Source organism: Paenibacillus arenosi (assembly GCF_014841135.1).
Lineage (GTDB): Bacteria > Bacillota > Bacilli > Paenibacillales > Paenibacillaceae > Paenibacillus_B > Paenibacillus_B arenosi.
In genome coordinates this window covers 43651-64260 of sequence record NZ_JACYTN010000025.1, presented here as the reverse complement: position 1 = coordinate 64260, position 20610 = coordinate 43651, and the positions used below count along the sequence as shown (strand labels likewise).

Genomic DNA, 20610 nt, shown 5'->3' with positions numbered 1-20610 from the left:
ATCATGTTTGGTGACGATGGCGGAGGGGTTCCACGCGTACCCATCCCGAACACGAACGTTAAGTCCTCCAGCGCCGATGGTACTTGGACCGCAGGGTCCTGGGAGAGTAGGACGTTGCCAAGCGAAGAAAACCCACTGAGGTATTCAGTGGGTTTTTGTTTTCTAATTTTATGTACAACATATTAACAAATTGCTCATGCCACTTGGATATTCATCTTCTATACACAGATACAAGTAGTTTGATAGCTTCTCCTCTGTTTTCCACATGTGCATAAGTTCCATCCGAAACCTAAGAATCTTGTATCTTCACTTCATTTATGTAGTTGATTATTAATGTTATTCATATAATTATCCACCTCTTGTTAACGTTCTGTGGAAATGTTGTGATTTGTTCACAAAGATATACTAATCCTATCCCACAAATAGACTGTTTCTTGCTTGTTTATCCACAAATCATTTTCTAATAGTATGTGATCAGTTAGGGCTATGTTAATTGAAAGTACGTGCCAAGCAATATTGTGAAGCATAGAGTCTTTAAGACTATAACTATAGTAGTAATACTAGGATGAATTGTAAGCGCCATCATATATTGAATAGTACTTAGCTAACATGTGCCACAGGGTTGACCATTTGTGGATATTTTCGATTTTTTAGAACAAACGATTGGCAAAGAACGATCCGTTCTGATATAATAATTTCAAGGTCAAAGAAAGTCAAAGTCAATGAAATATAATCAAAGTCGAATAAAAATAGGTCAAAAATGGTTAAACCTAATTATAGATGCTCAGAAAGGAGGGAGTTAATTGCGTAACATTTCCGACTTGATCGAGCAGCATCTGAAAGTTTTGTTGCTGAATAGTCAAGAAGGGGCTGTAGAGATTCAGCGCAACGACCTTGCCCAGCAATTTTCTTGTGTTCCTTCTCAAATTAACTACGTTATCAGTACTCGATTTTCATTAGAAAAAGGCTACGTAGTTGAAAGTAAGCGTGGTGGTGGTGGCTACATCCGAATTCAGCGTATAGAGCTACCAGCGCAGCATGCGATACACGCTCATGTCTGCGATACGATTGGTGATTGCATCAGTCAAGAGACAGCGGAAGGGATCATATATCAACTGGAAGAGGCTAGAATTATCTCCCAACGTGAGGCGAGTTTGTTACGGGCGGCAATTGCTCGAGACAACTTGATGCTTAAACTACCTTATCGAGATGAGCTTCGTGCAAAGTTATTGCGTGCTATGCTGGTGGCTCTGCTTGGTAAATCGTAGTTGCAGACTGACAAGGACACAGACGTTCACTTTACGTAATCAATACGGATAAGATACTAGTTCACATAGTATCGGGTCAGAAGGAGGAACGAGGCTATGATGTGTCAGCAATGCGGACAGAAATCTGCTACTTTACATTTCACGAAGATTATTAATGGTGAAAAAACAGAATTTCACATCTGTGAGAGCTGTGCTCGTGATAAAGGTGAATTAATACCTGGAGCACCTAATGGCTTCTCTATTCACAACTTGTTATCGGGCTTGTTAGACTTCGATATGACAAATGGCAATAGTCAATTACAGAATGGCTTATATGGAATTAAATCTACGCAAGAAGTGATGCGCTGTGATCACTGTGGTCTTACTTTTTCACAATTCAGTAAAATGGGTCGTTTTGGCTGTGATGCTTGTTATAAATCATTTGCTTCCCGTTTGGATCCGCTTTTGAAGCGAGTTCACGGCAATATTGTGCATGTTGGTAAAATACCGAAGCGAAACGGTATTGTTATGCAGCGTAAGCGTGAGTTAATTGCGCTGCGTGAGAAGCTGCAGCTAAGTATTCAACAAGAACAATTTGAAACGGCAGCTCAACTGCGGGATGAGATTCGAAAAATTGAGCAGGATTTATCGGGTGAAGCCGAAGCGAAATAATCGTGGAAACGAGCAAGGAGGAGTAGAGCATATGTCCAATCATTCTTTTATGGAGCAGCCAGTAAGCGATTGGATGAGAGGCACAGGACCTGACTCGGATATCGTCATCAGCAGCCGAATACGGATTGCCCGGAACTTGAATGGTCTACCATTTCCGCTGCTTGCGACGAATCAGCAGTCGGCCGAATCGCTTTCTCGATTAACGAAGGTAACAGAATCTCCAGACTTTGCGGAGTTGGGACATTTCCAGACTATTTCTTTGACTGAGCTTACTGATATGGAGCGACAGGTATTAGTCGAGAAACATCTGATTAGTCCTAACTTGGCGAATGAGTCTCGGAATGGTGGTCTTCTATTAAAGGATGATGAATCGGTCAGTATTATGCTGAATGAAGAGGATCATTTACGTATTCAATGTTTGTACCCGGGTTTACAAATACATGAGGCATGGAATGAGGCAAGTCGGATTGATGACGTATTCGAAGCACAGGTGGACTACGCCTTTGATGAAAAGCGAGGGTATTTAACAAGCTGTCCGACAAATGTGGGTACAGGGATCCGGGCTTCGGTAATGATGCACTTGCCTGCCCTTGTGCTTACGCAGCAGATTAATCGTATTTTGCAAGCTGTTGCTCAAGTAGGACTCGCTGTACGAGGTTTGTACGGGGAAGGTAGCGAAGCAACGGGGAATTTATTTCAGGTTTCGAACCAAATTACGCTTGGTCAGTCAGAGTCCGAAATTATTGATAATCTGTATGGAGTAGTAAAGCAGATTATTGAACATGAAAAATCGGCACGCGAGCAACTGATCCAGCAAAGTAATACTCGATTGACGGATCGGATTTGCCGTTCTTATGGCATATTGAAGCATGCAGTCGTAATAGATTCAAAAGAAGCTTCGCAACGACTGTCCGATATTCGACTCGGTGCAGATTTAGAAATGTTGAAGGATGTTACGGGAACCGCGTTGAATGAATTATTAGTAATGACCCAACCAGGATTCCTGCAGCATATTTATAAGAAGCCAATGAGTGCTGATGAACGCGATATTTATCGTGCACGACTGATCCGCGATACGTTGGGGAACAAACGAGCTATCGCAGAGTAGTGAGCATTTAGATCATTTAGTACAAATTAGCTTAGACATGGCAACAAATATTCATGTGGAGGTGCAACAATATGATGTTCGGTAGATTTACGGAAAGAGCGCAAAAAGTACTCGCATTAGCTCAAGAGGAAGCTATGCGTCTTGGACACAATAATATTGGCACAGAGCATATTTTGCTTGGTCTTATTCGTGAAGGGGAAGGCATCGCAGCGAAAGCTCTTGTTGCCCTAGGATTAGGACTAGAAAAAATTCAGGATGAAGTAGAATCACTTATTGGTCGTGGGCAGGAGCAACCGACTAATATCGCCTATACACCGCGTGCAAAGAAAGTTATCGAGTTATCGATGGATGAAGCACGCAAACTTGGTCATACGTATGTGGGAACAGAGCATATTTTGCTCGGTCTTATTAGAGAAGGAGAAGGCGTAGCTGCACGTGTGCTGAACAATGTTGGCATCAGCCTGAACAAAGCACGTCAGCAAGTGCTGCAGTTGCTTGGCAGTAGTGAAGCAGTGTCGAGCCATCACGGTTCTCCTCAGAATGTGAGCACGCCAACATTGGATAGTCTAGCTCGTGATTTGACGGCTAGTGCAAAAGAGGGTAACCTCGATCCTGTCATTGGCCGCAGCCGTGAGATTGAGCGTGTTATTCAAGTACTAAGTCGACGTACGAAGAACAATCCAGTTCTTATCGGGGAGCCAGGTGTCGGTAAGACCGCTGTAGCAGAGGGATTGGCACAGAAAATTATCCACAATGAAATTCCAGAGACGCTTCGTGATAAACGTGTCATGACGCTGGATATGGGCTCCGTTGTTGCTGGTACGAAGTATCGGGGTGAGTTTGAGGATCGCCTGAAAAAGATTATGGACGAAATTCGCCAAGCAGGAAATATCATCTTATTCATCGATGAGCTGCATACACTTATCGGTGCAGGCGGTGCAGAAGGAGCTATTGATGCTTCTAACATTTTGAAGCCGGCATTGGCTCGTGGTGAATTACAATGCATTGGGGCAACTACGTTGGATGAGTACCGCAAATATATCGAGAAGGATGCTGCTCTGGAACGTCGTTTCCAGCCGATCACAGTGGATCAGCCGACACCAGAAGAAGCCATTCTTATTCTTAAGGGTCTACGTGACCGTTATGAAGCTCACCATCGTGTGAAAATAACGGATGAGGCTATTTTACAGGCCGTTAAATTGTCCGATCGTTATATTCCAGATCGCTTCTTGCCTGACAAAGCGATTGACCTTATTGATGAAGCGAGCTCCAAAGTTCGCTTGAATTCCTACACGGTTCCACCAAATTTGAAGGAACTGGAACAGCGTCTAGAGGATATTCGCAAAGAAAAGGATGCTGCTGTACAGAGCCAAGAATTTGAAAAAGCTGCTGCACTTCGTGATACGGAGCAAAAGATGCGTGAAGAGCTGGAAACGGTGCGCAATCAATGGAAAGAGAAGCAAGGTCGACTAGATTCTGAAGTAACGCCAGAAGATATTGCGCATATCGTTGCGAGCTGGACTGGAATTCCTGTACTCAAGCTTAAGGAAGAAGAAACTGAGCGACTGTTGAATATGGAATCCATCCTCCATGAGCGTGTTATCGGGCAAGATGAAGCAGTTAAGGCAGTGAGCCGTGCGATCCGTCGTGCTCGTGCTGGTCTCAAAGATCCGAAACGTCCAATGGGCTCGTTCATCTTCCTTGGACCAACAGGTGTAGGTAAGACGGAGCTTGCTCGTGCACTAGCAGAATCATTGTTCGGTGATGAGAACTCTGTTATACGTATCGATATGTCTGAGTATATGGAGAAGCACTCTACAGCGCGTCTTGTCGGAGCTCCTCCGGGTTATGTTGGTTATGAAGAGGGTGGCCAATTAACAGAGAAAGTACGCCGCAAACCGTATTCTGTCGTACTTCTTGATGAGATTGAGAAGGCACACCCAGAAGTGTTCAACATTTTGTTACAGGTGCTTGAGGATGGCCGTTTGACGGATTCCAAAGGCCGCGTTGTTGACTTCCGCAATACGCTTATTATTTTGACTTCCAACGTTGGTGCTGAGGCAATCAAACGCAATTCTACATTAGGATTTACAGCTCGTACGGATAGCGAGAAAGACTACAGCACTATGAAGGACAAAGTGATGGGCGAGTTGAAAAAGAGCTTCCGTCCTGAGTTCTTGAACCGTATTGATGAGATTATCGTGTTCCATTCTCTAGAAGAGAAGCATATTGCTGAAATCGTTAGCTTAATGGCTGATGACTTAAGCAAGCGTCTTAAGGAACAAGACATTCACTTTGAGCTTACTGAGAAAGCGAAGCTATTCTTAGCGAAGGAAGGGTACGATCCTGCCTATGGAGCAAGACCTTTACGTCGTGCGATCCAGAAGCATATTGAAGATCGTCTTTCTGAAGAGTTGCTTCGCGGTAACATCTCTAAAGGCGATTCCGTTTCGATTGATGAAAAAGACGGGGAATTACGCGTTATTCATCAGTCACAAGAAGGGCAAAGTGAGAAAGAGCCTGAGCCATCACAAAAGTAAGCGAAATGTATGTTATAGTCTAAGCTAGCTGCGTGTAACGTTCGGTTTACAACCTTACTTTCAGTCACTAATTAGTTAACAATTAGAACCTTCAAGAGCCGCCTTAAACCGTGCTCTTGGAGGTTTTTTTATTTTTCTTTCTTTATTTGATTGTTAATTTCAACAGACTGTGTCCTTTTTTATTGACTTGCCTTTCCACGCTCCTGCAAAAATGGTAAACTTGAGTATATTAGGATATTCGTCGTTTTCCTACAAAAAAGGATAACAATTGTGCACATTATTCATAATCGAGTTGGATGATGTCGATAAAAATAAAAGAAGCATTATCATTGCTCCGTGCAAGTGTTTTGTGCAGGAAAGTAGCCATCTGCCTCTGACTAATTCCACATCAAGACACGGAAAATAGGATGAGGACAGGAGTTGTAGGTTTTATGGCTAAAGTAAGAACAAAATTTTTCTGTACAGACTGTGGATATGAATCGCCTAAATGGATGGGGAAATGTCCGGGGTGTAACCAATGGAATACGATGGTGGAGGAACGAGAAACCGTTGTAAAAACAAAGGGGATGAAGTCTTCCTTCGCTCAAACGAAAGAAATTCCACAACCGATCATACATATTGAAAGTGGGCGTGAACCACGCATAAGTACGACGATGTCCGAATTGAATCGTGTACTGGGTGGTGGAGTTGTACCAGGCTCACTCATTCTTGTCGGTGGGGACCCTGGTATTGGTAAATCTACGTTACTGCTTCAGACTTCCAATGCGATTGCATTGAGCGGCTTAAAGGTATTGTATGTGTCTGGTGAGGAGTCCATGCGCCAAACAAAGCTCCGAGCTGATCGGTTAGGTACTTTGTCTGACCAGCTATTTGTGCTTAGCGAGACAAACCTACAGCACATAGAAGAAGCCATTGAAGCTATGCAACCTGATTTCCTCGTCATCGATTCGATCCAAACGGTATTCCAACCTTCCGTCGAATCGGCTCCGGGTAGTGTCGCGCAAGTAAGAGAGTGCACAAGTACATTTATGCGGATTGCAAAGGGAAAAGGGATCGCTACTGTACTTGTCGGACATGTGACCAAAGAAGGAGCCATAGCTGGCCCTCGTTTATTGGAGCATATGGTTGACTGTGTGTTGTATTTTGAAGGTGAGCGTCATCATTCGTATCGTATTTTGCGAGCGGTTAAAAATCGATTTGGATCAACGAATGAAATTGGCATATTTGATATGACTGAGAGTGGTCTTGTAGAGGTCAAAAATCCATCTGAACTGTTTTTGCAGGAACGTCCACTTGGTGTCGCAGGATCAATCGTTGTCGCTAGCCTCGAAGGTACAAGACCGGTTCTCGTAGAGATGCAGGCACTTGTAGCAGCGACAAACTTTCCATCTCCACGACGTACTGCCACAGGTATTGATCATCATCGTCTTGCTCTTATCATTGCTGTATTAGAGAAGCGTATGGGGATGTTTTTACAGAATCAAGATGCATATGTTAACGTTGCTGGCGGCATACGTTTGGATGAACCAGCGGTTGATTTAGCCATTGCGATTGCTATCGCATCCAGCTTCCGTGATATGCCAACGCAGCCATTCGATGTGGTTATTGGCGAAGTGGGACTAACAGGTGAAGTAAGGGCGGTATCACGTGCTGAACAGCGCGTGAAGGAAGCAGAGAAATTAGGATTTAAACGAATTATTATGCCGGAGAAGAGTCTACGAGGCTGGACTCCGCCTAAGCATATTGAGATTGTAGGTGTAAATACCGTTGCAGAAGCATTGACAGCAGCGTTAGGTTAGGGGGCTCAAATCAAAGATGAGTGTCAAAGATAATCAGCTGGATATTATGAACGATCTGCTTAAAATGGTTGCTCCAGGAACGTCTTTTCGCGATGGTTTGGAGAACGTGTTACGTGCTAAGACAGGGGCACTAATCGTTGTTGGTTATAGCCCTGAGGTGATGGAAGTCGTTGATGGGGGATTCTCCATTAACTGTGATTTTTCACCGAGTTATTTGTATGAGCTTGCGAAAATGGACGGAGCAATCATTTTAAGTGAGGATTTAAAGCGTATACTATATGCAAATACGCAGCTTATTCCGGATTCGTCGATCCCATCTATTGAGACGGGGATTCGCCATCGTACCGCGGAGCGGGTAGCTAAACAAACAGGTAAACTAGTTGTGTCCATTTCTCAACGACGCAATGTGATTACCCTGTATCAGGGCAGTCTTCGATATGCTTTGAAAGAAATTGGCGTTATTTTAACAAAGGCTAACCAAGCGATTCAGACACTTGAGAAGTATAGAGCGGTATTGATGCAAGGACTGACTAATTTATCTGCGTCTGAATTCGAAGAATTGGTTACTTTACAAGAAGTTGTGAATGTTATGCAACGAACTGAGATGGTATTACGTATTAAATTGGAGATCAAGCGATATATTAATGAACTAGGTACCGAAGGCCGACTCATTAGCATGCAGCTTGAAGAATTAGTGAGCAATACAGAAGATGATGCTTGGCTTCTTTTGAAGGATTATGCACGTGACAACAGCGATGAGAAGATTAAAGAAATATTGAATCAACTAAAAAAATGCACAGCTGACGAACTGCTTGATACGAATTATTTGATCCGACTTCTTGGATACCCAGTTACGAGCGCTGCTCACGATGAGTCGATCTCGCCTCGTGGATATCGTGTCTTAAATAAAATTCCACGCCTTCCTAATGTTATTATTACGAATTTGGTCGACAACTTCACAACGCTTCCTCATGTGCTTAGTGCAACAATTGAGGAATTGGACGAAGTAGACGGCATTGGCGAGGTAAGAGCACGCAACATCAAAGAAGGACTCAAACGAATTCAGGAGCAGGTTTTCATTGACAGGCAAATTTAGTTTACCTACAATGAATTCACGAACGTTGGGCATAGTATAATTAGAGGTGAATCTATGATTACAAAGTCTATTCCGAACTTGTTTACCATTGGTAACTTATTTCTCGGAATTATATCCATTATGCTTGCGTTTGATCAGGAGTATAATCTGGCTGCGCTCATGGTCATTATAGCTATGCTATTGGATGGCTTGGATGGACGTGTAGCACGTGCATTGAATGCACAAAGTGAGTTCGGTAAGGAGCTTGATTCACTTTCCGATGTCATATCATTCGGAGTTGCACCAGCATTTATTATGTACGTGACTGCATTGACGGATGTGAATCCAGCTATAGCGTGGATTGTAACAGCTATTTTCCCAATTTGCGGTGCGCTTCGCTTAGCTCGTTTTAACGTGATTGAGGGCACTCCTGGTTATTTTATCGGCTTGCCAATTCCAGCAGCGGGTGGCGTTATCTGTACATTAGCATTATTCCATAATGATATTTCCACAACATTTTTATTGATTGCAATGCTGCTTGTATCCTACCTAATGGTAAGTACAGTGCGTTATCCGAACTTTAAGAAGATCGGTATTCCTAAGAAAGCAATCTGGATTACGCCGTTTGTTATTGCGGCTGCTGTCGGTCTTGCTCTATGGAAGCCGGAGCAAATGCCAGTACTTATTTTCGTGCCGCTCGTTCTATACGCGCTGCTCGGCTTAAAAAAAAACGTTAGAATGCTGATGCGTCGTCGAAAATCACAAGTGGATTCCGAAGATACAGTATCGAAACATTTATAAAATCGGTATACGAAAAGGTGCTTATTTCATCTGAAAAGGATGAGGTAAGCACCTTTTTTGTTCTTGCATACAAAAAAACCGCTATGCCCTTAGCATAGCGGTCGTTGCGAAAGCGAAAGCTCATTATGACAAGTTAAATATACCTAACGTTTGGCACTTCTTTGCTTCATCCTTCACGACATCTTCGAGTTGAATGTCCAGTAAGTTACATAGGGCAGACATATAGAATAGATGTTTTCCTAGCTCAGAGCGTATCACTTCTGTACAATGCTCACATAATTGACCTTTTACATGGCTTTCCATACTGTGTTTCGCCTCGTGAAGATTCATTTCTTCTTTGTATGGCTGCCTTTTGGCGTGTAGCTCCAAACAACCGCATTCCGTAATTGCTTTCGTTACAGCACGATTTACAGAAGCATCGGATTGGCCGTATTTGGATAGTACGTCTAACAAACTGCGATGACGTAACAGCAAATCGGCGACTTGGTCTTGAAATGCTTGCAAGTTGGGAGTGCTCATGTGCAATTCCACCTCTATTCTTGTTATGGTGCCAACCTCTTATAGTAAGGAGTGGCACGAATCGTTAAGGTTGAACGGATGCATACTACTCCACCATTATAAGACTAATAATTGCCATTTTTCAACTGTGACTCTTCGTAAAAAGCAAAGCGAATGGATTAGGACGTGGTTACTTGGGTCATAATTGTAAAGAATATACATTGGAGCTAGGAGGTGGACGTTCATGATTAAACGAATTGTTGTGATATTGGCCGGCTTGCTTGGGGCATGGGGCGGGATGGAATTATACAACAGCATGTCGGTTCAAACGATGCAGTGGTCAGCAGTAGCGGGAGGTTGGACGTCAGGTCGGATCATGTGGGCCTTTGGGGGCTCGGTAATAGGGATAGTGCTTTGTCAGGCATTCGCTTCTCCTGTTAAGCATTGGTGGAGTCTATTTCGCGAAAGAGTAGCAGAAATGTCTACACCACATATTTTGATTTATACATGCGGACTTTTAGTAGGTCTCTCTGTGTCGGCGCTGCTCGTGCCATTATTGAGCCATTTTGGAGTTATAGGTCAGCTTGCTGCAACGATAATTACAGTAGGATGTATGATTGCCGGTGTTCAAATGTCGACGTGGAAACTGGATGAAGCAGCTTCATGGTTAGCATCTGTACGTCTTCCCAAAAAAGGAGAAGATGAACGTTCGAGCACCGATTTTGAAGAGCATAAAATTTTGGATACGAGCGTTATTATCGATGGCCGTATTGCAGACATTTGCAAGACAGGATTTATTGAAGGGACAATTGTTATTCCAGAGTTTGTATTAGAGGAACTACAGCATATCGCTGATTCTTCTGACTTGCTTAAACGTAATCGTGGGCGTAGAGGATTAGACATTTTGAACAAAATCCAAAAAGAACTTGAAGTTAGAGTGCTTATTTACGAAGGCGACTTTGAGGAAATTTCAGAAGTAGACAGCAAGCTTGTTAAGTTAGCAAAACTGTTAAAAGGCAAAGTGGTTACAAATGATTTTAATTTGAATAAAGTGTGCGAACTGCAAGGGGTATCGGTTCTTAATATTAATGACTTGGCTAATGCCGTTAAACCTGTTGTACTACCTGGAGAAGAAATTGTGGTTCAAGTTATAAAAGACGGTAAGGAGCATGGGCAGGGTGTTGCTTATCTTGACGATGGTACGATGATTGTTGTTGAAGGTGGACGTGATTATATCGGGACCACGATGGAAGTGCTGGTGACCAGTGTATTGCAGACTTCTGCGGGTCGTATGATATTTGCTAAGCCGAAACTGTTGGAAAAAGCCCAGTAAAACAGGTATGATGATGTTATTATCACCATGGAGGGCGTTAACCATGCAACAAAGTTTCGGAGTTGTTGTTGTAGCGGCAGGTAAAGGGACGCGCATGGGTACTGCGGAAAGTAAGCAATTTTTACAATTGCAGGACAAGCCAGTATTCATTCATACGTTAGAGCGGTTCCAGCAGATGTCTCAATGTGAGACGATTGTGCTTGTCACTTCTTCACATGACAGTGAACGCTGCCAACAGTGGGTTGAGCAATATCAGTTGAGTAAAGTAAGGGACATCGTTAGCGGCGGTACAGAACGTCAGCATTCTGTATATGCGGGACTACAGGCGGCTAAGGCGCGAGGTGTGCAAATTGTGCTAATTCATGATGGGGTACGTCCTTTTGTGGAAGAGAAGCATGTTCTTGCTTGCTGCCAAGGTGCAGTCGAACATCGTGCTGCTGTGCTGGGTGTGCCTGTTAAAGATACGATTAAACAAGTGGACGCAGCGGGAGTCATTACGGCTACCCCAGATCGGAGCAGCTTGTGGGCGATTCAAACCCCACAAGCTTTTCGTCTTGAGGATGTAATCAGAGCTCATGATGAAGCGAATGCTGCGAACAGACTTGGCACCGATGATGCAGTTCTCGTTGAGCAGATTGGTATTCCTGTTCATGTTGTGGAAGGCAGCTATACCAATATTAAGCTGACTACTCCAGAGGATTTGGATTGGGCAGAATGGTGGCTTGAGCGTCGCTTAAATCGGGGAAGTTAGCAATAGCTTTCTCATCTACGCTGTAACGGTGAATTAGCAATTGTAATAATTAATCAGGTTAAGGAAAAGGGAGAGGGACACGATGATTCGAGTAGGACAAGGTTTCGATGTTCACCAGCTAGTAGAAGGTCGTCCATGTATTATTGGAGGCGTTCATATTCCATACGAGAAGGGATTGCTCGGGCACTCTGATGCAGATGTATTGCTGCATACGGTTAGTGACGCAGTGCTTGGTGCTCTGGGACTAGGAGATATCGGTAAACATTTTCCGGATACGGACCCGGCCTTTAAAGATGCAGATAGCATGAAATTGATGGAGCATGTGTGGAATTTAGCTAAAGAGCGTGGTTACCGTCTGGGTAATGTAGACTGCACAATTATCGCTCAGGCCCCTAAAATGCTGCCGCATATTCCAGCAATAGTTGAAAATTTAGCGCGTGTACTAGACGCTGAGACTTCGCAAGTTAATGTGAAGGCGACTACTACCGAGAAGTTAGGCTTCACAGGTAGAGGCGAAGGGATTGCTGCGCAAGCGGTTATCTGTCTTGTCCGCTAAGACAGCGGTATGATATGATGGTACGATGAAAATAAGGCATATTGTGAGGGATACATAAATGACAAAAGACATCCGCGTCCGGTATGCACCTAGTCCTACAGGACACTTGCATATTGGTAATGCACGCACAGCGTTGTTTAACTATTTATTCGCTCGCCGTCATGGCGGGAAGTTCATCGTTCGTATTGAAGATACAGACGTGAAGCGTAATGTAGCTGGTGGGGAAGAAAGCCAGTTCAAATATATGAAATGGCTCGGTATCGAGTGGGATGAAAGTATTGATGTTGGCGGTGACTTCGGTCCATATCGTCAGACTGAGCGTTTGGAAACGTACCGTAAGTATGCGCAAGAGCTAATGGACCGTGGTGTTGCTTTTAAATGTTATTGTACGGAATCGGAGCTTGAGCAAGAGCGCGATGCTCAAATGGAGCGCGGCGAAACGCCTAAATACGCTGGCACTTGCCGTCATTTAACAGCTGACGATCACGCTCGTCTTGAAGCAGAAGGCCGTGAGTCAAGCATTCGTTTCTTAGTACCAGCAGGTCGCTCGTACACATTTGACGATGTTGTTAAAGGTGAAATTACATTCGAGTCCGATACAACGGGAGACTGGGTCATCATTAAGAAAGACGGTATTGCAACGTACAACTTTGCTGTCGTTGTTGATGATTATGAGATGAAAATGTCTCACGTTCTCCGTGGAGAGGATCATATTACGAATACGCTTCGTCAGTTAATGATTTATGAAGCGCTTGGTTGGGAGCCTCCAATATTCGGCCATATGACACTTATCGTAAATGAAAATCGCAAGAAGCTAAGTAAGCGTGATGAGTCTATCGTTCAGTTTATTGAGCAATATGATCAACTTGGCTATTTGCCAGAAGCAATGTTTAATTTCATCGTATTGCTTGGTTGGTCTCCAGAAGGCGAAGAAGAGATGTTCTCGCGTGAAGAGCTTATTCAAATTTTCGATGCAAACCGTCTCTCTAAGAGTCCGGCTGTATTCGATACGAACAAGCTGAAGCACTTGAACAACTTGTATATGAAAAAAGCAGACCCGGACCGCATTGCGGACATGTCTATTCCGCATCTTCAGAAAGCAGGAAAACTGCCTGAATCGCTTAGCGAAGAACAAGCAGCATGGGCAAAAGCGCTCGTGAAGCTTTATCAGGAGCAGATGAACTGCGCTTCAGATATCGTGGAATTGTCTGATTTGTTCTTCCGTGATGAATTAGTAATTGACGAGGAAGCACAAGCAGTATTGTCCGAGGAACAAGTGCCAACTGTACTTGCAGCTTTGCATGGCAAGCTGGATGCGGCATCTACTTGGGATGTTGAAACTGTAAAAGGTGCATTGAAAGAAGTGCAGAAGGAAACAGGTGCAAAAGGCAAAGGGTTGTTTATGCCTGTGCGCGTAGCGGTTTCTGGACAAATGCACGGTCGTGATTTGAATGAGACGATTATTTTGCTTGGTCGTGAAACGGTATTGAAGCGCCTGCAAAATGGAGTATCTGCATAATCCACTAGCTTTTGCAATCCTAGGATTGTCAAGATAAGATCATTTCTCGTATACTGATGTATACACGAAATGAAATAGTATGAATAATTGAAATAGCGTTGAACGGGAGAGTATACAAGTAAATGGCATGTTCAGAGAGGGTCTTTTACGAAGCATGATTCGTAAGGTGTGAATGACCTCATGCTAATTGTATGCATTGCACCCGGAAGCTTCATTTTTGATATAAGCCATCTTTTTTTGTTTAAGGAGAAAGGCTTAAGGTAAAGAATGACGAGTCGTTCACGTTACAGAACGCAGGAGTGGGATTGGTGAGTTATCTCCGATCCAAACAGAGTGGAACCACGCGTCGCGTCTCTGTAGCATAGCTACAGGGGCGTTTTTTTTATGACCAACCATACAAAATGGCGGTTCAGGGGGAGAATGTACAAATTATGGGACGTATACGAAAGCTAATCCAGTCCGACATACAGACAGTATTCGAGAATGATCCAGCTGCACGTAGTAAGTTCGAAGTTGTGTTTACCTACTCAGGATTGCATGCGATATGGGCTCATCGAGTTGCACATTGGTTTTTTAGACGCCGCTGGTTTACGGTTGCTCGGATGATTTCTCAAGTGAGCCGATTTATGACCGGAATTGAAATACACCCAGGCGCTTCGATCGGAGAAAGGTTGTTTATTGACCATGGTATGGGAGTTGTCATCGGAGAAACTTGTATTATCGGTGATGATGTTGTTATTTATCAAGGGGTTACTCTTGGTGGTACAGGAAAAGAAAAAGGCAAACGTCATCCTACAATCGGCGACAATGTTGTTATCGGTTCCGGTGCGAAAGTGCTTGGTTCTTTTACAGTAGGGGATAATTCTAATATAGGTGCGAATTCACTTGTGCTGAGAGAAGTACCATCCAATTGTACAGTGGTAGGTAATCCGGGACGTATCGTTAAGCAAAATGGAATTAAAATTGATCGCTTGAATCATACACAGCTGCCTGACCCTGTTATCGACATGCTCCGTTCAATGGAAGATGAGATAACTGGATTGAAGGCGGAACTTGAACAGATGCGCCAGCATATACAAGTGAACAGCTCGGGGTCTTTGGTGAATGAAGCGAGACATGATAAAACGATTAAACAGTCAATACACAGTAGTACGGGACAACCCGACTTGAAGGAGGTAAAGCAGATATGACACTAAACATATTCAATACGATGACACGTGAGAAGGAGCTCTTCACGCCGCAAAAAGCGGGAGAAGTAAAAATGTATGTGTGCGGTCCGACTGTATACAACTATATTCACATTGGTAATGCAAGGCCTGCTATGGTGTTTGATGTGGTACGTCGTTACTTAGAGACGATCGGATACGATGTACAATATGTGATGAACTTTACGGATGTTGATGACAAACTGATTACGAAGTCTCAAGAGTTGAATGTTACGGTTAATGAAGTAGCCGACACATTTATCTCAGCTTACTTGGAAGATTGCGATGCGCTAGGTATTCGCCGTGCAACGATTAACCCACGTGTAACGGAGCATATTCAAGAAATTGTTGAGTTTATCTCTAAATTAGTGGAGACAGACTTTGCTTATGAGTCCGGTGGGGATGTTTATTTCCGTACGAAGCAGTTTGAAGAGTATGGTAAGCTATCACACCAAAAGATTGACGAGTTGCAATTCGGTATTCGTATCGAAGTGGATAAGCGTAAGGAAAGTCAAGAAGACTTTGTACTGTGGAAAGGCGCTAAGCCAGGTGAAATTTCGTGGAGTAGTCCATGGGGAGAAGGTCGTCCTGGCTGGCATATCGAATGCTCGGCAATGGCTCGTCGTTACCTTGGTGACACGCTTGATATACATGGCGGCGGTAAAGACTTGGCGTTCCCACACCATGAGTGCGAAGTAGCGCAGTCCGAAGCCGTAACAGGCAAGCCTTTGGCTAACGTATGGATGCATAATGGCTATATTAATATGGACAATGAAAAAATGTCGAAGTCGCTTGGGAACGGTGTGCTTGTTAGAGAATTAGTTAAGGCATATAAGCCGAATGCACTTCGCTACTTTATTTTAGCTACTCACTACCGCAATCCGTTGAATTTCTCCGCTGAAGCGTTACAACAGGCAGAAAAATCGGTTGAGCGTCTAGAAAATGCAGTAGCAAATGTGAAGCATGCTTTGCAATCCCTGGGTGTATCTGTACATGATGAAGCGGGAGATGTGTCTAGCCATGGAGAACCGAATGAAGATCTCCAAGTGAAATTGGCAAACATTCTTGAGACATTTGATGCAAAAATGCAGGATGACTTTAACACGGCCGATGCGATAACAGCGATGTTTGAGTGGGCTACAGAAGCAAATGTATGGGCACAACAGCACGCACATGCTAACACGCTACAAGCTGCTGATCTGCTTGCACTCATTGATGCATTCGATGCAATGAATGAGGTGCTAGGAATTGTAGTAGAACAAGAAGAATTGCTCGATGCAGAAATTGATCAGTTGATTCAAGATCGAATCGAAGCTCGCCAGTCAAAAAATTGGGCTCGTGCGGATGAGATTCGCGATTTATTAACGGCGCGTGGTATCGTACTTGAAGATACACCGCAAGGTGTTCGCTGGAAGCGGGCGTGAAAGGAGTGCAGTTGACGATGTCAGATGAACAGCAACAGCAAGAACGTCAGCTGGGACAGATAGAAGCGGGACAGCTGGATTGGCTGTTCCCTTATCGTCCTTCTAAAGATACAAAGCAGCTTAATCCGATTGTACTTGCGTACATCGGAGATGCGGTATACGAGATGGCTGTGCGCCAATATGTGATTTCACAGGCCAATCATCGGCCGAACCATCTACACCGTGAGTCGATTAAGCTGGTGTCTGCTAAGGCGCAAGCTCGCAACTTACAGAAACTTGTGCCGTTTTTGTCTGAAGAAGAGGCAGATGTCGTGCGCCAAGGACGCAATACGAAATCCAATGTACCAAAGAGTGCTAACGTAAATGAATATCGGCAAGCTACTGCGTTAGAAGCTTTGTTTGGGTATTTGTATTACGAGAAGCGGGTGGAACGACTCCGTGAGTTAGTGGAACTGATGATGTCTGAAGAGGATGTTTCTATTAAGGAGTCAGAAGCCGTCGTTCTCGACGATAGTAAATAGAGAAAAATGATTTGAAATGTTAAATTAGAACGATGTAATAGCTAGGAGGATATACACGATGGAAGAACAAGAACTCATTGCCGGGAAGCACTCCGTAACAGAGGCGCTTCGCTCCGGTCGAACGATCAATAAAATATGGATTGCTGAGCAGGCACAAAAACATTTAACACAGCCAATTATTGCGGAAGCGAAAAAAGCAGGTGTTGTCGTTCAATTTGTAGATAAGCGTAAGCTAGATCAAATGGCTGAGGGAATACAGCATCAAGGTGTAGTTGCTCAAGCTGCGGCATATGCTTATTTCGAAGTGGACGAGCTGTTGGCTCGTGCAGAAGAGCGCGGAGAGAAGCCGTTTTTGCTTATTTTGGATGAGATAGAGGACCCTCATAATTTAGGTTCTATTTTACGTTCGGCTGACTGTACAGGAGTTCACGGGGTTATTATTCCGAAGCGCCGTTCCGTTGGCTTGACGGCTACTGTATCGAAAATTTCTGCTGGTGCTGTTGAATATGTACCAGTAGCGCGAGTAACGAACTTAGCATCGACTATCGCTGATCTAAAAGAGCGTGGAGTGTGGGTCGTTGGAACAGATGTGTCAGCACGTGAAGATTTATATGACACGAATGTGTTTGATTCTCCAGTTGCACTCGTAATTGGCAATGAGAATAAGGGAATGGGACGTCTTATCCGCGAATCTTGCGACGTATTGCTGAAGCTTCCGATGGCTGGACAGATTAACTCCTTGAATGCGTCGGTTGCAGCGGGAATATTCATGTATGAGGTTGTGCGTCGTCGCCGGGGGTGACCTTTATGGCACAACAGCCTGATTATCGTGATGTATTGCTTGTTGACGGCTATAATATGATTGGAGCATGGACAAATCTGAAGCAGTTGGCTGATCAAGATTTGGAGGAAGCTCGCAATCGATTGCTGGATATGCTTGCTGACTATCAGGCTTATTCGGGGCGTCGAGTTATTACCGTATTCGATGCCTACCGAGTACCTGGGCTAGGGGCTTCCTACAAGCAAGGCGATGTGAACATAACATTCACAAAGGAAAAAGAAACAGCTGATGAGTGTATAGAGCGTCTTGTAGCTGAGCTGAAACATCGGCGTCGGGCGATATATGTAGCCACTTCAGATATGACAGAGCAAAATGTAGCATTTGCCCAAGGAGCTTTACGAATTTCTGCACGTGAGTTACAGCTCGTCATTCAACAAGCTCGTCAAGAAGTACAGGTTCGTATTCGCGATCAAGCTCTTTATCCTGTGAAGCGCAATCCATTAGAAGAGAAGCTTAGTCTGGATGTGTTGTTAAAGTTAGAGCAGCTTAGGCGTGGTAAATCGAAATAAGCAGTACTCTAGTAAATGAGCAAATATTTGACCTACTTGGTAGGTAGTTTCAATAGTTTCCAGTTGATCTTTGGAGTGAAAGTGTTTTTTTCGCATGGGATCAAGCTTTCTCGCGGTTGACGGTATACCAACTATTCTATATACTAAATCTATCATTTGTGATGTAACGGGTGGATTGCGTTGCAGGCCGGAGGGATTGCTAGTGAGTGTAGACCTCAAAGAATTAAGCACGTTCCCATACGATAAATGGACGGATGAACAACTCGTGGACGCTGTCCGTGAAGGTGATTGCGATGCTTTGGAGTATTTGATTAACAAGTACCGCAATTTTGTTCGTGCTAAGGCCCGTTCATACTTTCTCATTGGAGCTGATCGTGAAGATATTGTACAGGAAGGTATGATAGGACTGTACAAGTCGATACGTGATTTCAAAGGAGACAAGTTAGCTTCATTCAAGGCATTTGCGGAACTCTGCATTACCCGGCAGATTATCACTGCCATTAAGACTGCCACGCGTCAGAAGCACATTCCTCTTAATTCTTATGTTTCGTTGGACAAGCCGATTTATGATGAAGATTCAGATCGTACATTATTAGATATAATCGGGGGTTCAAGGGTTTCTGATCCTGAAGAACTTATTATCAATCAAGAAGAATTTGTTGGTCTTGAAGATAAGATGTCAGAAATACTGAGCGATTTAGAACGGAAAGTGCTGATGTTGTATTTAGACGGTCGGTCATATCAGGAGATTGCAGTTGATTTGGATCGACATGTGAAGTCGATTGATAATGCGTTACAACGTGTTAAGCGTAAGCTAGAGCGCTATCTAGAAGTTCGTGATGGTGTTGAACTGGCATAGGAAGTTATGAATTCGCTATTATTTACAGATTTGAGTCTACTTCTTACTTATTAAAGAAGTAGACCTTTTTTGATTTATTATCGTAAATGGTCTGTACAGGTTTAGTTTGAAAAGAAAACTACCATACTGATAGCAATAAAAGTTTGACGATCTTTACCTTTGTATTCAGCTGTCGGATATGATAGAGTAAAGGGCATAAACCCCCATGGCGTCAACATAAATTTCATTGACATGAAATTACCCGTATGATAAAGTGTTTTAGGTAGCCCTAAATATGCGTACGTTTTTAGGATAAAATTCCGACGCTTCTTATCATTAAAAGGTGTCTTCAGGAGGTGTACAACATGCGCGTAATCGTTACGATGGCTTGCACAAGCTGCAAACAACGCAACTATACGACAACAAAGAACAAGCGCAATCATCCAGACCGCATCGAGTTCAAGAAATTCTGCAAGTACTGCAACGAGCATACTTCTCATCGTGAAACAAGATAAGCTAGATGGAGGTGCAGTCCGTGGCTTTCTTAGGGAATGTGAAGCGTAGTTTTGGTTCGATGTTTTCCTTCTTCTCCGACAGCTGGGGCGAATTGAAGAAAGTTCGCTGGCCTAACCGTAAAGAGTTGACAAGCTATACGATCGTTGTGTTATCTACGGTCATCTTTGTTACGCTTTATTTTTGGGTGTTGGACATCGGCATTTCGGCGATTGTCGAAGCGATTATTTAATAAAAGTCCCAAGGTGGAACAAGTATGGAAAAAAGATGGTATGTCGTTCATACCTATTCAGGGTATGAAAATAAGGTGAAAGCCAATCTCGAAAAGCGCGTCGAATCGATGGGCATGGAAGATAAGATATTCCGTGTTCTTGTTCCTATGGAAGAAGAGTTGGTAAACAAAGACGGTAAGAAAAAGACTGTCATGCGTAAAGTTTATCCGGGATATGTTCTTGTCGAAATGATCCAAACTGATGAATCGTGGTACGTTGTGCGTAATACGCCGGGTGTTACTGGATTCGTTGGTTCAACAGGCTCAGGTTCCAAACCAACAGCGTTGTTGCCAGAAGAAGTTGATCAGATTCTGAAAACAATGGGTATGGAAGCGCCTAAGCCGACAGTCGACTTCGAACTGAAAGAATCAGTGCGCATTAAGGTAGGGCCTTTTGCGAATTTTGTTGGTTCAATCGAAGAGATTGTAACAGACAAAGAAAAGCTCAAGGTTCATGTGAACATGTTTGGTCGAGAAACCCCGCTTGAGTTGGATTACCACCAAGTGGAGAAGATTTAATAAATCTTTCTAAAAGGTTTCTGTTGTGGGAGAAGTGATTCTGCCCACATATTAGCGCAAGGAGGTGTAC

General features: G+C 43.6%; 21 protein-coding genes and 1 rRNA gene. 21 read left to right on the top strand and 1 reads right to left on the bottom strand.

The genetic code is table 11. From position 1 onward, the window contains the following. Positions 1 to 6 precede the first annotated feature (6 nt). From rrf to pssA, 8 genes are all read left to right on the top strand, one after another. Positions 7 to 123, top strand: a 5S ribosomal RNA gene (rrf, locus tag IFO66_RS20410). A gap of 680 nt (positions 124 to 803) precedes the next feature. After that, positions 804 to 1268: a CtsR family transcriptional regulator gene (locus IFO66_RS20405; RefSeq protein WP_192026897.1), complete on the top strand. Its 465-nt coding sequence runs from the start codon at positions 804 to 806 to the stop codon at positions 1266 to 1268. A 96-nt stretch (positions 1269 to 1364) separates the two neighbouring features. Next, positions 1365 to 1919 carry a protein-arginine kinase activator protein McsA gene (locus IFO66_RS20400; protein WP_192026896.1) on the top strand — a complete coding sequence of 185 codons (555 nt, stop codon included), beginning with the start codon at positions 1365 to 1367 and terminating at the stop codon, positions 1917 to 1919. 31 nt (positions 1920 to 1950) lie between these two features. Continuing rightward, positions 1951 to 3027, top strand: a complete 1077-nt coding sequence (locus tag IFO66_RS20395) for a protein-arginine kinase McsB (RefSeq protein ID WP_192026899.1) — start codon at positions 1951 to 1953, stop codon at positions 3025 to 3027. Positions 3028 to 3098: 71 nt separating this feature from the next. Continuing rightward, entirely contained in the window at positions 3099 to 5567 is a 2469-nt protein-coding gene (clpC, locus tag IFO66_RS20390; protein WP_192026895.1) for an ATP-dependent protease ATP-binding subunit ClpC, read from the top strand. A 431-nt stretch (positions 5568 to 5998) separates the two neighbouring features. Next, positions 5999 to 7366, top strand: a complete 1368-nt coding sequence (radA, locus tag IFO66_RS20385; RefSeq protein ID WP_192026894.1) for a DNA repair protein RadA — start codon at positions 5999 to 6001, stop codon at positions 7364 to 7366. A gap of 16 nt (positions 7367 to 7382) precedes the next feature. Then, the gene (disA, locus tag IFO66_RS20380; RefSeq protein ID WP_192026893.1) at positions 7383 to 8462 is read left to right on the top strand and encodes a DNA integrity scanning diadenylate cyclase DisA; all 1080 of its coding nucleotides are present in this window, start codon (positions 7383 to 7385) and stop codon (positions 8460 to 8462) included. 54 nt (positions 8463 to 8516) lie between these two features. After that, positions 8517 to 9242 carry a CDP-diacylglycerol--serine O-phosphatidyltransferase gene (gene pssA, locus IFO66_RS20375; RefSeq protein ID WP_192026892.1) on the top strand — a complete coding sequence of 242 codons (726 nt, stop codon included), beginning with the start codon at positions 8517 to 8519 and terminating at the stop codon, positions 9240 to 9242. Positions 9243 to 9365: 123 nt separating this feature from the next. On the opposite strand, the gene IFO66_RS20370 is transcribed toward pssA, so the two are convergent. Beyond that, positions 9366 to 9761 (bottom strand): nucleoside triphosphate pyrophosphohydrolase family protein, encoded by a 396-nt coding sequence (locus tag IFO66_RS20370; protein WP_028595101.1) that lies wholly within the window; start codon positions 9759 to 9761, stop codon positions 9366 to 9368. Positions 9762 to 9984: 223 nt separating this feature from the next. Between IFO66_RS20370 and IFO66_RS20365 the strand changes: the two genes are divergently transcribed. The 13 genes from IFO66_RS20365 (at position 9985) to nusG (ending at position 20540) form a co-directional block, all read left to right on the top strand. Further along, positions 9985 to 11073: a PIN/TRAM domain-containing protein gene (locus tag IFO66_RS20365; RefSeq protein WP_192026891.1), complete on the top strand. Its 1089-nt coding sequence runs from the start codon at positions 9985 to 9987 to the stop codon at positions 11071 to 11073. A gap of 43 nt (positions 11074 to 11116) precedes the next feature. Further along, the gene (gene ispD, locus IFO66_RS20360; RefSeq protein ID WP_192026890.1) at positions 11117 to 11824 is read left to right on the top strand and encodes a 2-C-methyl-D-erythritol 4-phosphate cytidylyltransferase; all 708 of its coding nucleotides are present in this window, start codon (positions 11117 to 11119) and stop codon (positions 11822 to 11824) included. Positions 11825 to 11906: 82 nt separating this feature from the next. Beyond that, positions 11907 to 12380 (top strand): 2-C-methyl-D-erythritol 2,4-cyclodiphosphate synthase, encoded by a 474-nt coding sequence (gene ispF, locus IFO66_RS20355; RefSeq protein WP_192026889.1) that lies wholly within the window; start codon positions 11907 to 11909, stop codon positions 12378 to 12380. Between the two features lie 58 nt (positions 12381 to 12438). Continuing rightward, entirely contained in the window at positions 12439 to 13899 is a 1461-nt protein-coding gene (gene gltX, locus IFO66_RS20350) for a glutamate--tRNA ligase (protein WP_192026888.1), read from the top strand. A 431-nt stretch (positions 13900 to 14330) separates the two neighbouring features. Next, on the top strand, positions 14331 to 15089 hold the full coding sequence (gene cysE / locus IFO66_RS20345; protein ID WP_192026887.1) for a serine O-acetyltransferase: 759 nt from the start codon (positions 14331 to 14333) through the stop codon (positions 15087 to 15089). Beyond that, positions 15086 to 16528, top strand: a complete 1443-nt coding sequence (gene cysS / locus IFO66_RS20340; RefSeq protein WP_192026886.1) for a cysteine--tRNA ligase — start codon at positions 15086 to 15088, stop codon at positions 16526 to 16528. Before cysE ends, cysS begins: the two co-directional genes overlap by 4 nt. 17 nt (positions 16529 to 16545) lie before the next feature. After that, positions 16546 to 17049 (top strand): Mini-ribonuclease 3, encoded by a 504-nt coding sequence (locus tag IFO66_RS20335; RefSeq protein ID WP_192026885.1) that lies wholly within the window; start codon positions 16546 to 16548, stop codon positions 17047 to 17049. 58 nt (positions 17050 to 17107) lie between these two features. Further along, positions 17108 to 17851: a 23S rRNA (guanosine(2251)-2'-O)-methyltransferase RlmB gene (rlmB, locus tag IFO66_RS20330; RefSeq protein ID WP_192026884.1), complete on the top strand. Its 744-nt coding sequence runs from the start codon at positions 17108 to 17110 to the stop codon at positions 17849 to 17851. Between the two features lie 5 nt (positions 17852 to 17856). Then, the gene (locus tag IFO66_RS20325) at positions 17857 to 18399 is read left to right on the top strand and encodes an NYN domain-containing protein (protein ID WP_192026883.1); all 543 of its coding nucleotides are present in this window, start codon (positions 17857 to 17859) and stop codon (positions 18397 to 18399) included. A gap of 202 nt (positions 18400 to 18601) precedes the next feature. Further along, positions 18602 to 19258 (top strand): RNA polymerase sporulation sigma factor SigH, encoded by a 657-nt coding sequence (gene sigH / locus IFO66_RS20320; protein WP_028595110.1) that lies wholly within the window; start codon positions 18602 to 18604, stop codon positions 19256 to 19258. A 344-nt stretch (positions 19259 to 19602) separates the two neighbouring features. Continuing rightward, positions 19603 to 19752, top strand: a complete 150-nt coding sequence (gene rpmG / locus IFO66_RS20315; protein WP_028595111.1) for a 50S ribosomal protein L33 — start codon at positions 19603 to 19605, stop codon at positions 19750 to 19752. Positions 19753 to 19790: 38 nt separating this feature from the next. Beyond that, positions 19791 to 19982, top strand: coding sequence for a preprotein translocase subunit SecE (secE, locus tag IFO66_RS20310; RefSeq protein WP_028595112.1), 192 nt, complete (start codon positions 19791 to 19793; stop codon positions 19980 to 19982). Positions 19983 to 20006: 24 nt separating this feature from the next. Then, positions 20007 to 20540, top strand: a complete 534-nt coding sequence (nusG, locus tag IFO66_RS20305) for a transcription termination/antitermination protein NusG (protein WP_028595113.1) — start codon at positions 20007 to 20009, stop codon at positions 20538 to 20540. The last annotated feature ends 70 nt before the right edge of the window (positions 20541 to 20610 follow it).

Excerpts from the sequence above, each read along its gene's own strand:
- IFO66_RS20400 (WP_192026896.1), top strand. The coding sequence starts at position 1,365 with ATGATGTGTCAGCAATGCGGACAGAAATCTGCTACTTTACATTTCACG.
- cysS (WP_192026886.1), top strand. The coding sequence starts at position 15,086 with ATGACACTAAACATATTCAATACGATGACACGTGAGAAGGAGCTCTTC.
- clpC (WP_192026895.1), top strand. The coding sequence starts at position 3,099 with ATGATGTTCGGTAGATTTACGGAAAGAGCGCAAAAAGTACTCGCATTA.
- IFO66_RS20325 (WP_192026883.1), top strand. The coding sequence starts at position 17,857 with ATGGCACAACAGCCTGATTATCGTGATGTATTGCTTGTTGACGGCTAT.
- IFO66_RS20365 (WP_192026891.1), top strand. The coding sequence starts at position 9,985 with ATGATTAAACGAATTGTTGTGATATTGGCCGGCTTGCTTGGGGCATGG.
- radA (WP_192026894.1), top strand. The coding sequence starts at position 5,999 with ATGGCTAAAGTAAGAACAAAATTTTTCTGTACAGACTGTGGATATGAA.
- rlmB (WP_192026884.1), top strand. The coding sequence starts at position 17,108 with ATGGAAGAACAAGAACTCATTGCCGGGAAGCACTCCGTAACAGAGGCG.
- cysE (WP_192026887.1), top strand. The coding sequence starts at position 14,331 with ATGGGACGTATACGAAAGCTAATCCAGTCCGACATACAGACAGTATTC.
- nusG (WP_028595113.1), top strand. The coding sequence starts at position 20,007 with ATGGAAAAAAGATGGTATGTCGTTCATACCTATTCAGGGTATGAAAAT.
- ispD (WP_192026890.1), top strand. The coding sequence starts at position 11,117 with ATGCAACAAAGTTTCGGAGTTGTTGTTGTAGCGGCAGGTAAAGGGACG.
- disA (WP_192026893.1), top strand. The coding sequence starts at position 7,383 with ATGAGTGTCAAAGATAATCAGCTGGATATTATGAACGATCTGCTTAAA.
- IFO66_RS20335 (WP_192026885.1), top strand. The coding sequence starts at position 16,546 with ATGTCAGATGAACAGCAACAGCAAGAACGTCAGCTGGGACAGATAGAA.
- IFO66_RS20395 (WP_192026899.1), top strand. The coding sequence starts at position 1,951 with ATGTCCAATCATTCTTTTATGGAGCAGCCAGTAAGCGATTGGATGAGA.
- pssA (WP_192026892.1), top strand. The coding sequence starts at position 8,517 with ATGATTACAAAGTCTATTCCGAACTTGTTTACCATTGGTAACTTATTT.
- IFO66_RS20370 (WP_028595101.1), bottom strand. The coding sequence starts at position 9,761 with ATGAGCACTCCCAACTTGCAAGCATTTCAAGACCAAGTCGCCGATTTG.
- rpmG (WP_028595111.1), top strand. The coding sequence starts at position 19,603 with ATGCGCGTAATCGTTACGATGGCTTGCACAAGCTGCAAACAACGCAAC.
- gltX (WP_192026888.1), top strand. The coding sequence starts at position 12,439 with ATGACAAAAGACATCCGCGTCCGGTATGCACCTAGTCCTACAGGACAC.
- ispF (WP_192026889.1), top strand. The coding sequence starts at position 11,907 with ATGATTCGAGTAGGACAAGGTTTCGATGTTCACCAGCTAGTAGAAGGT.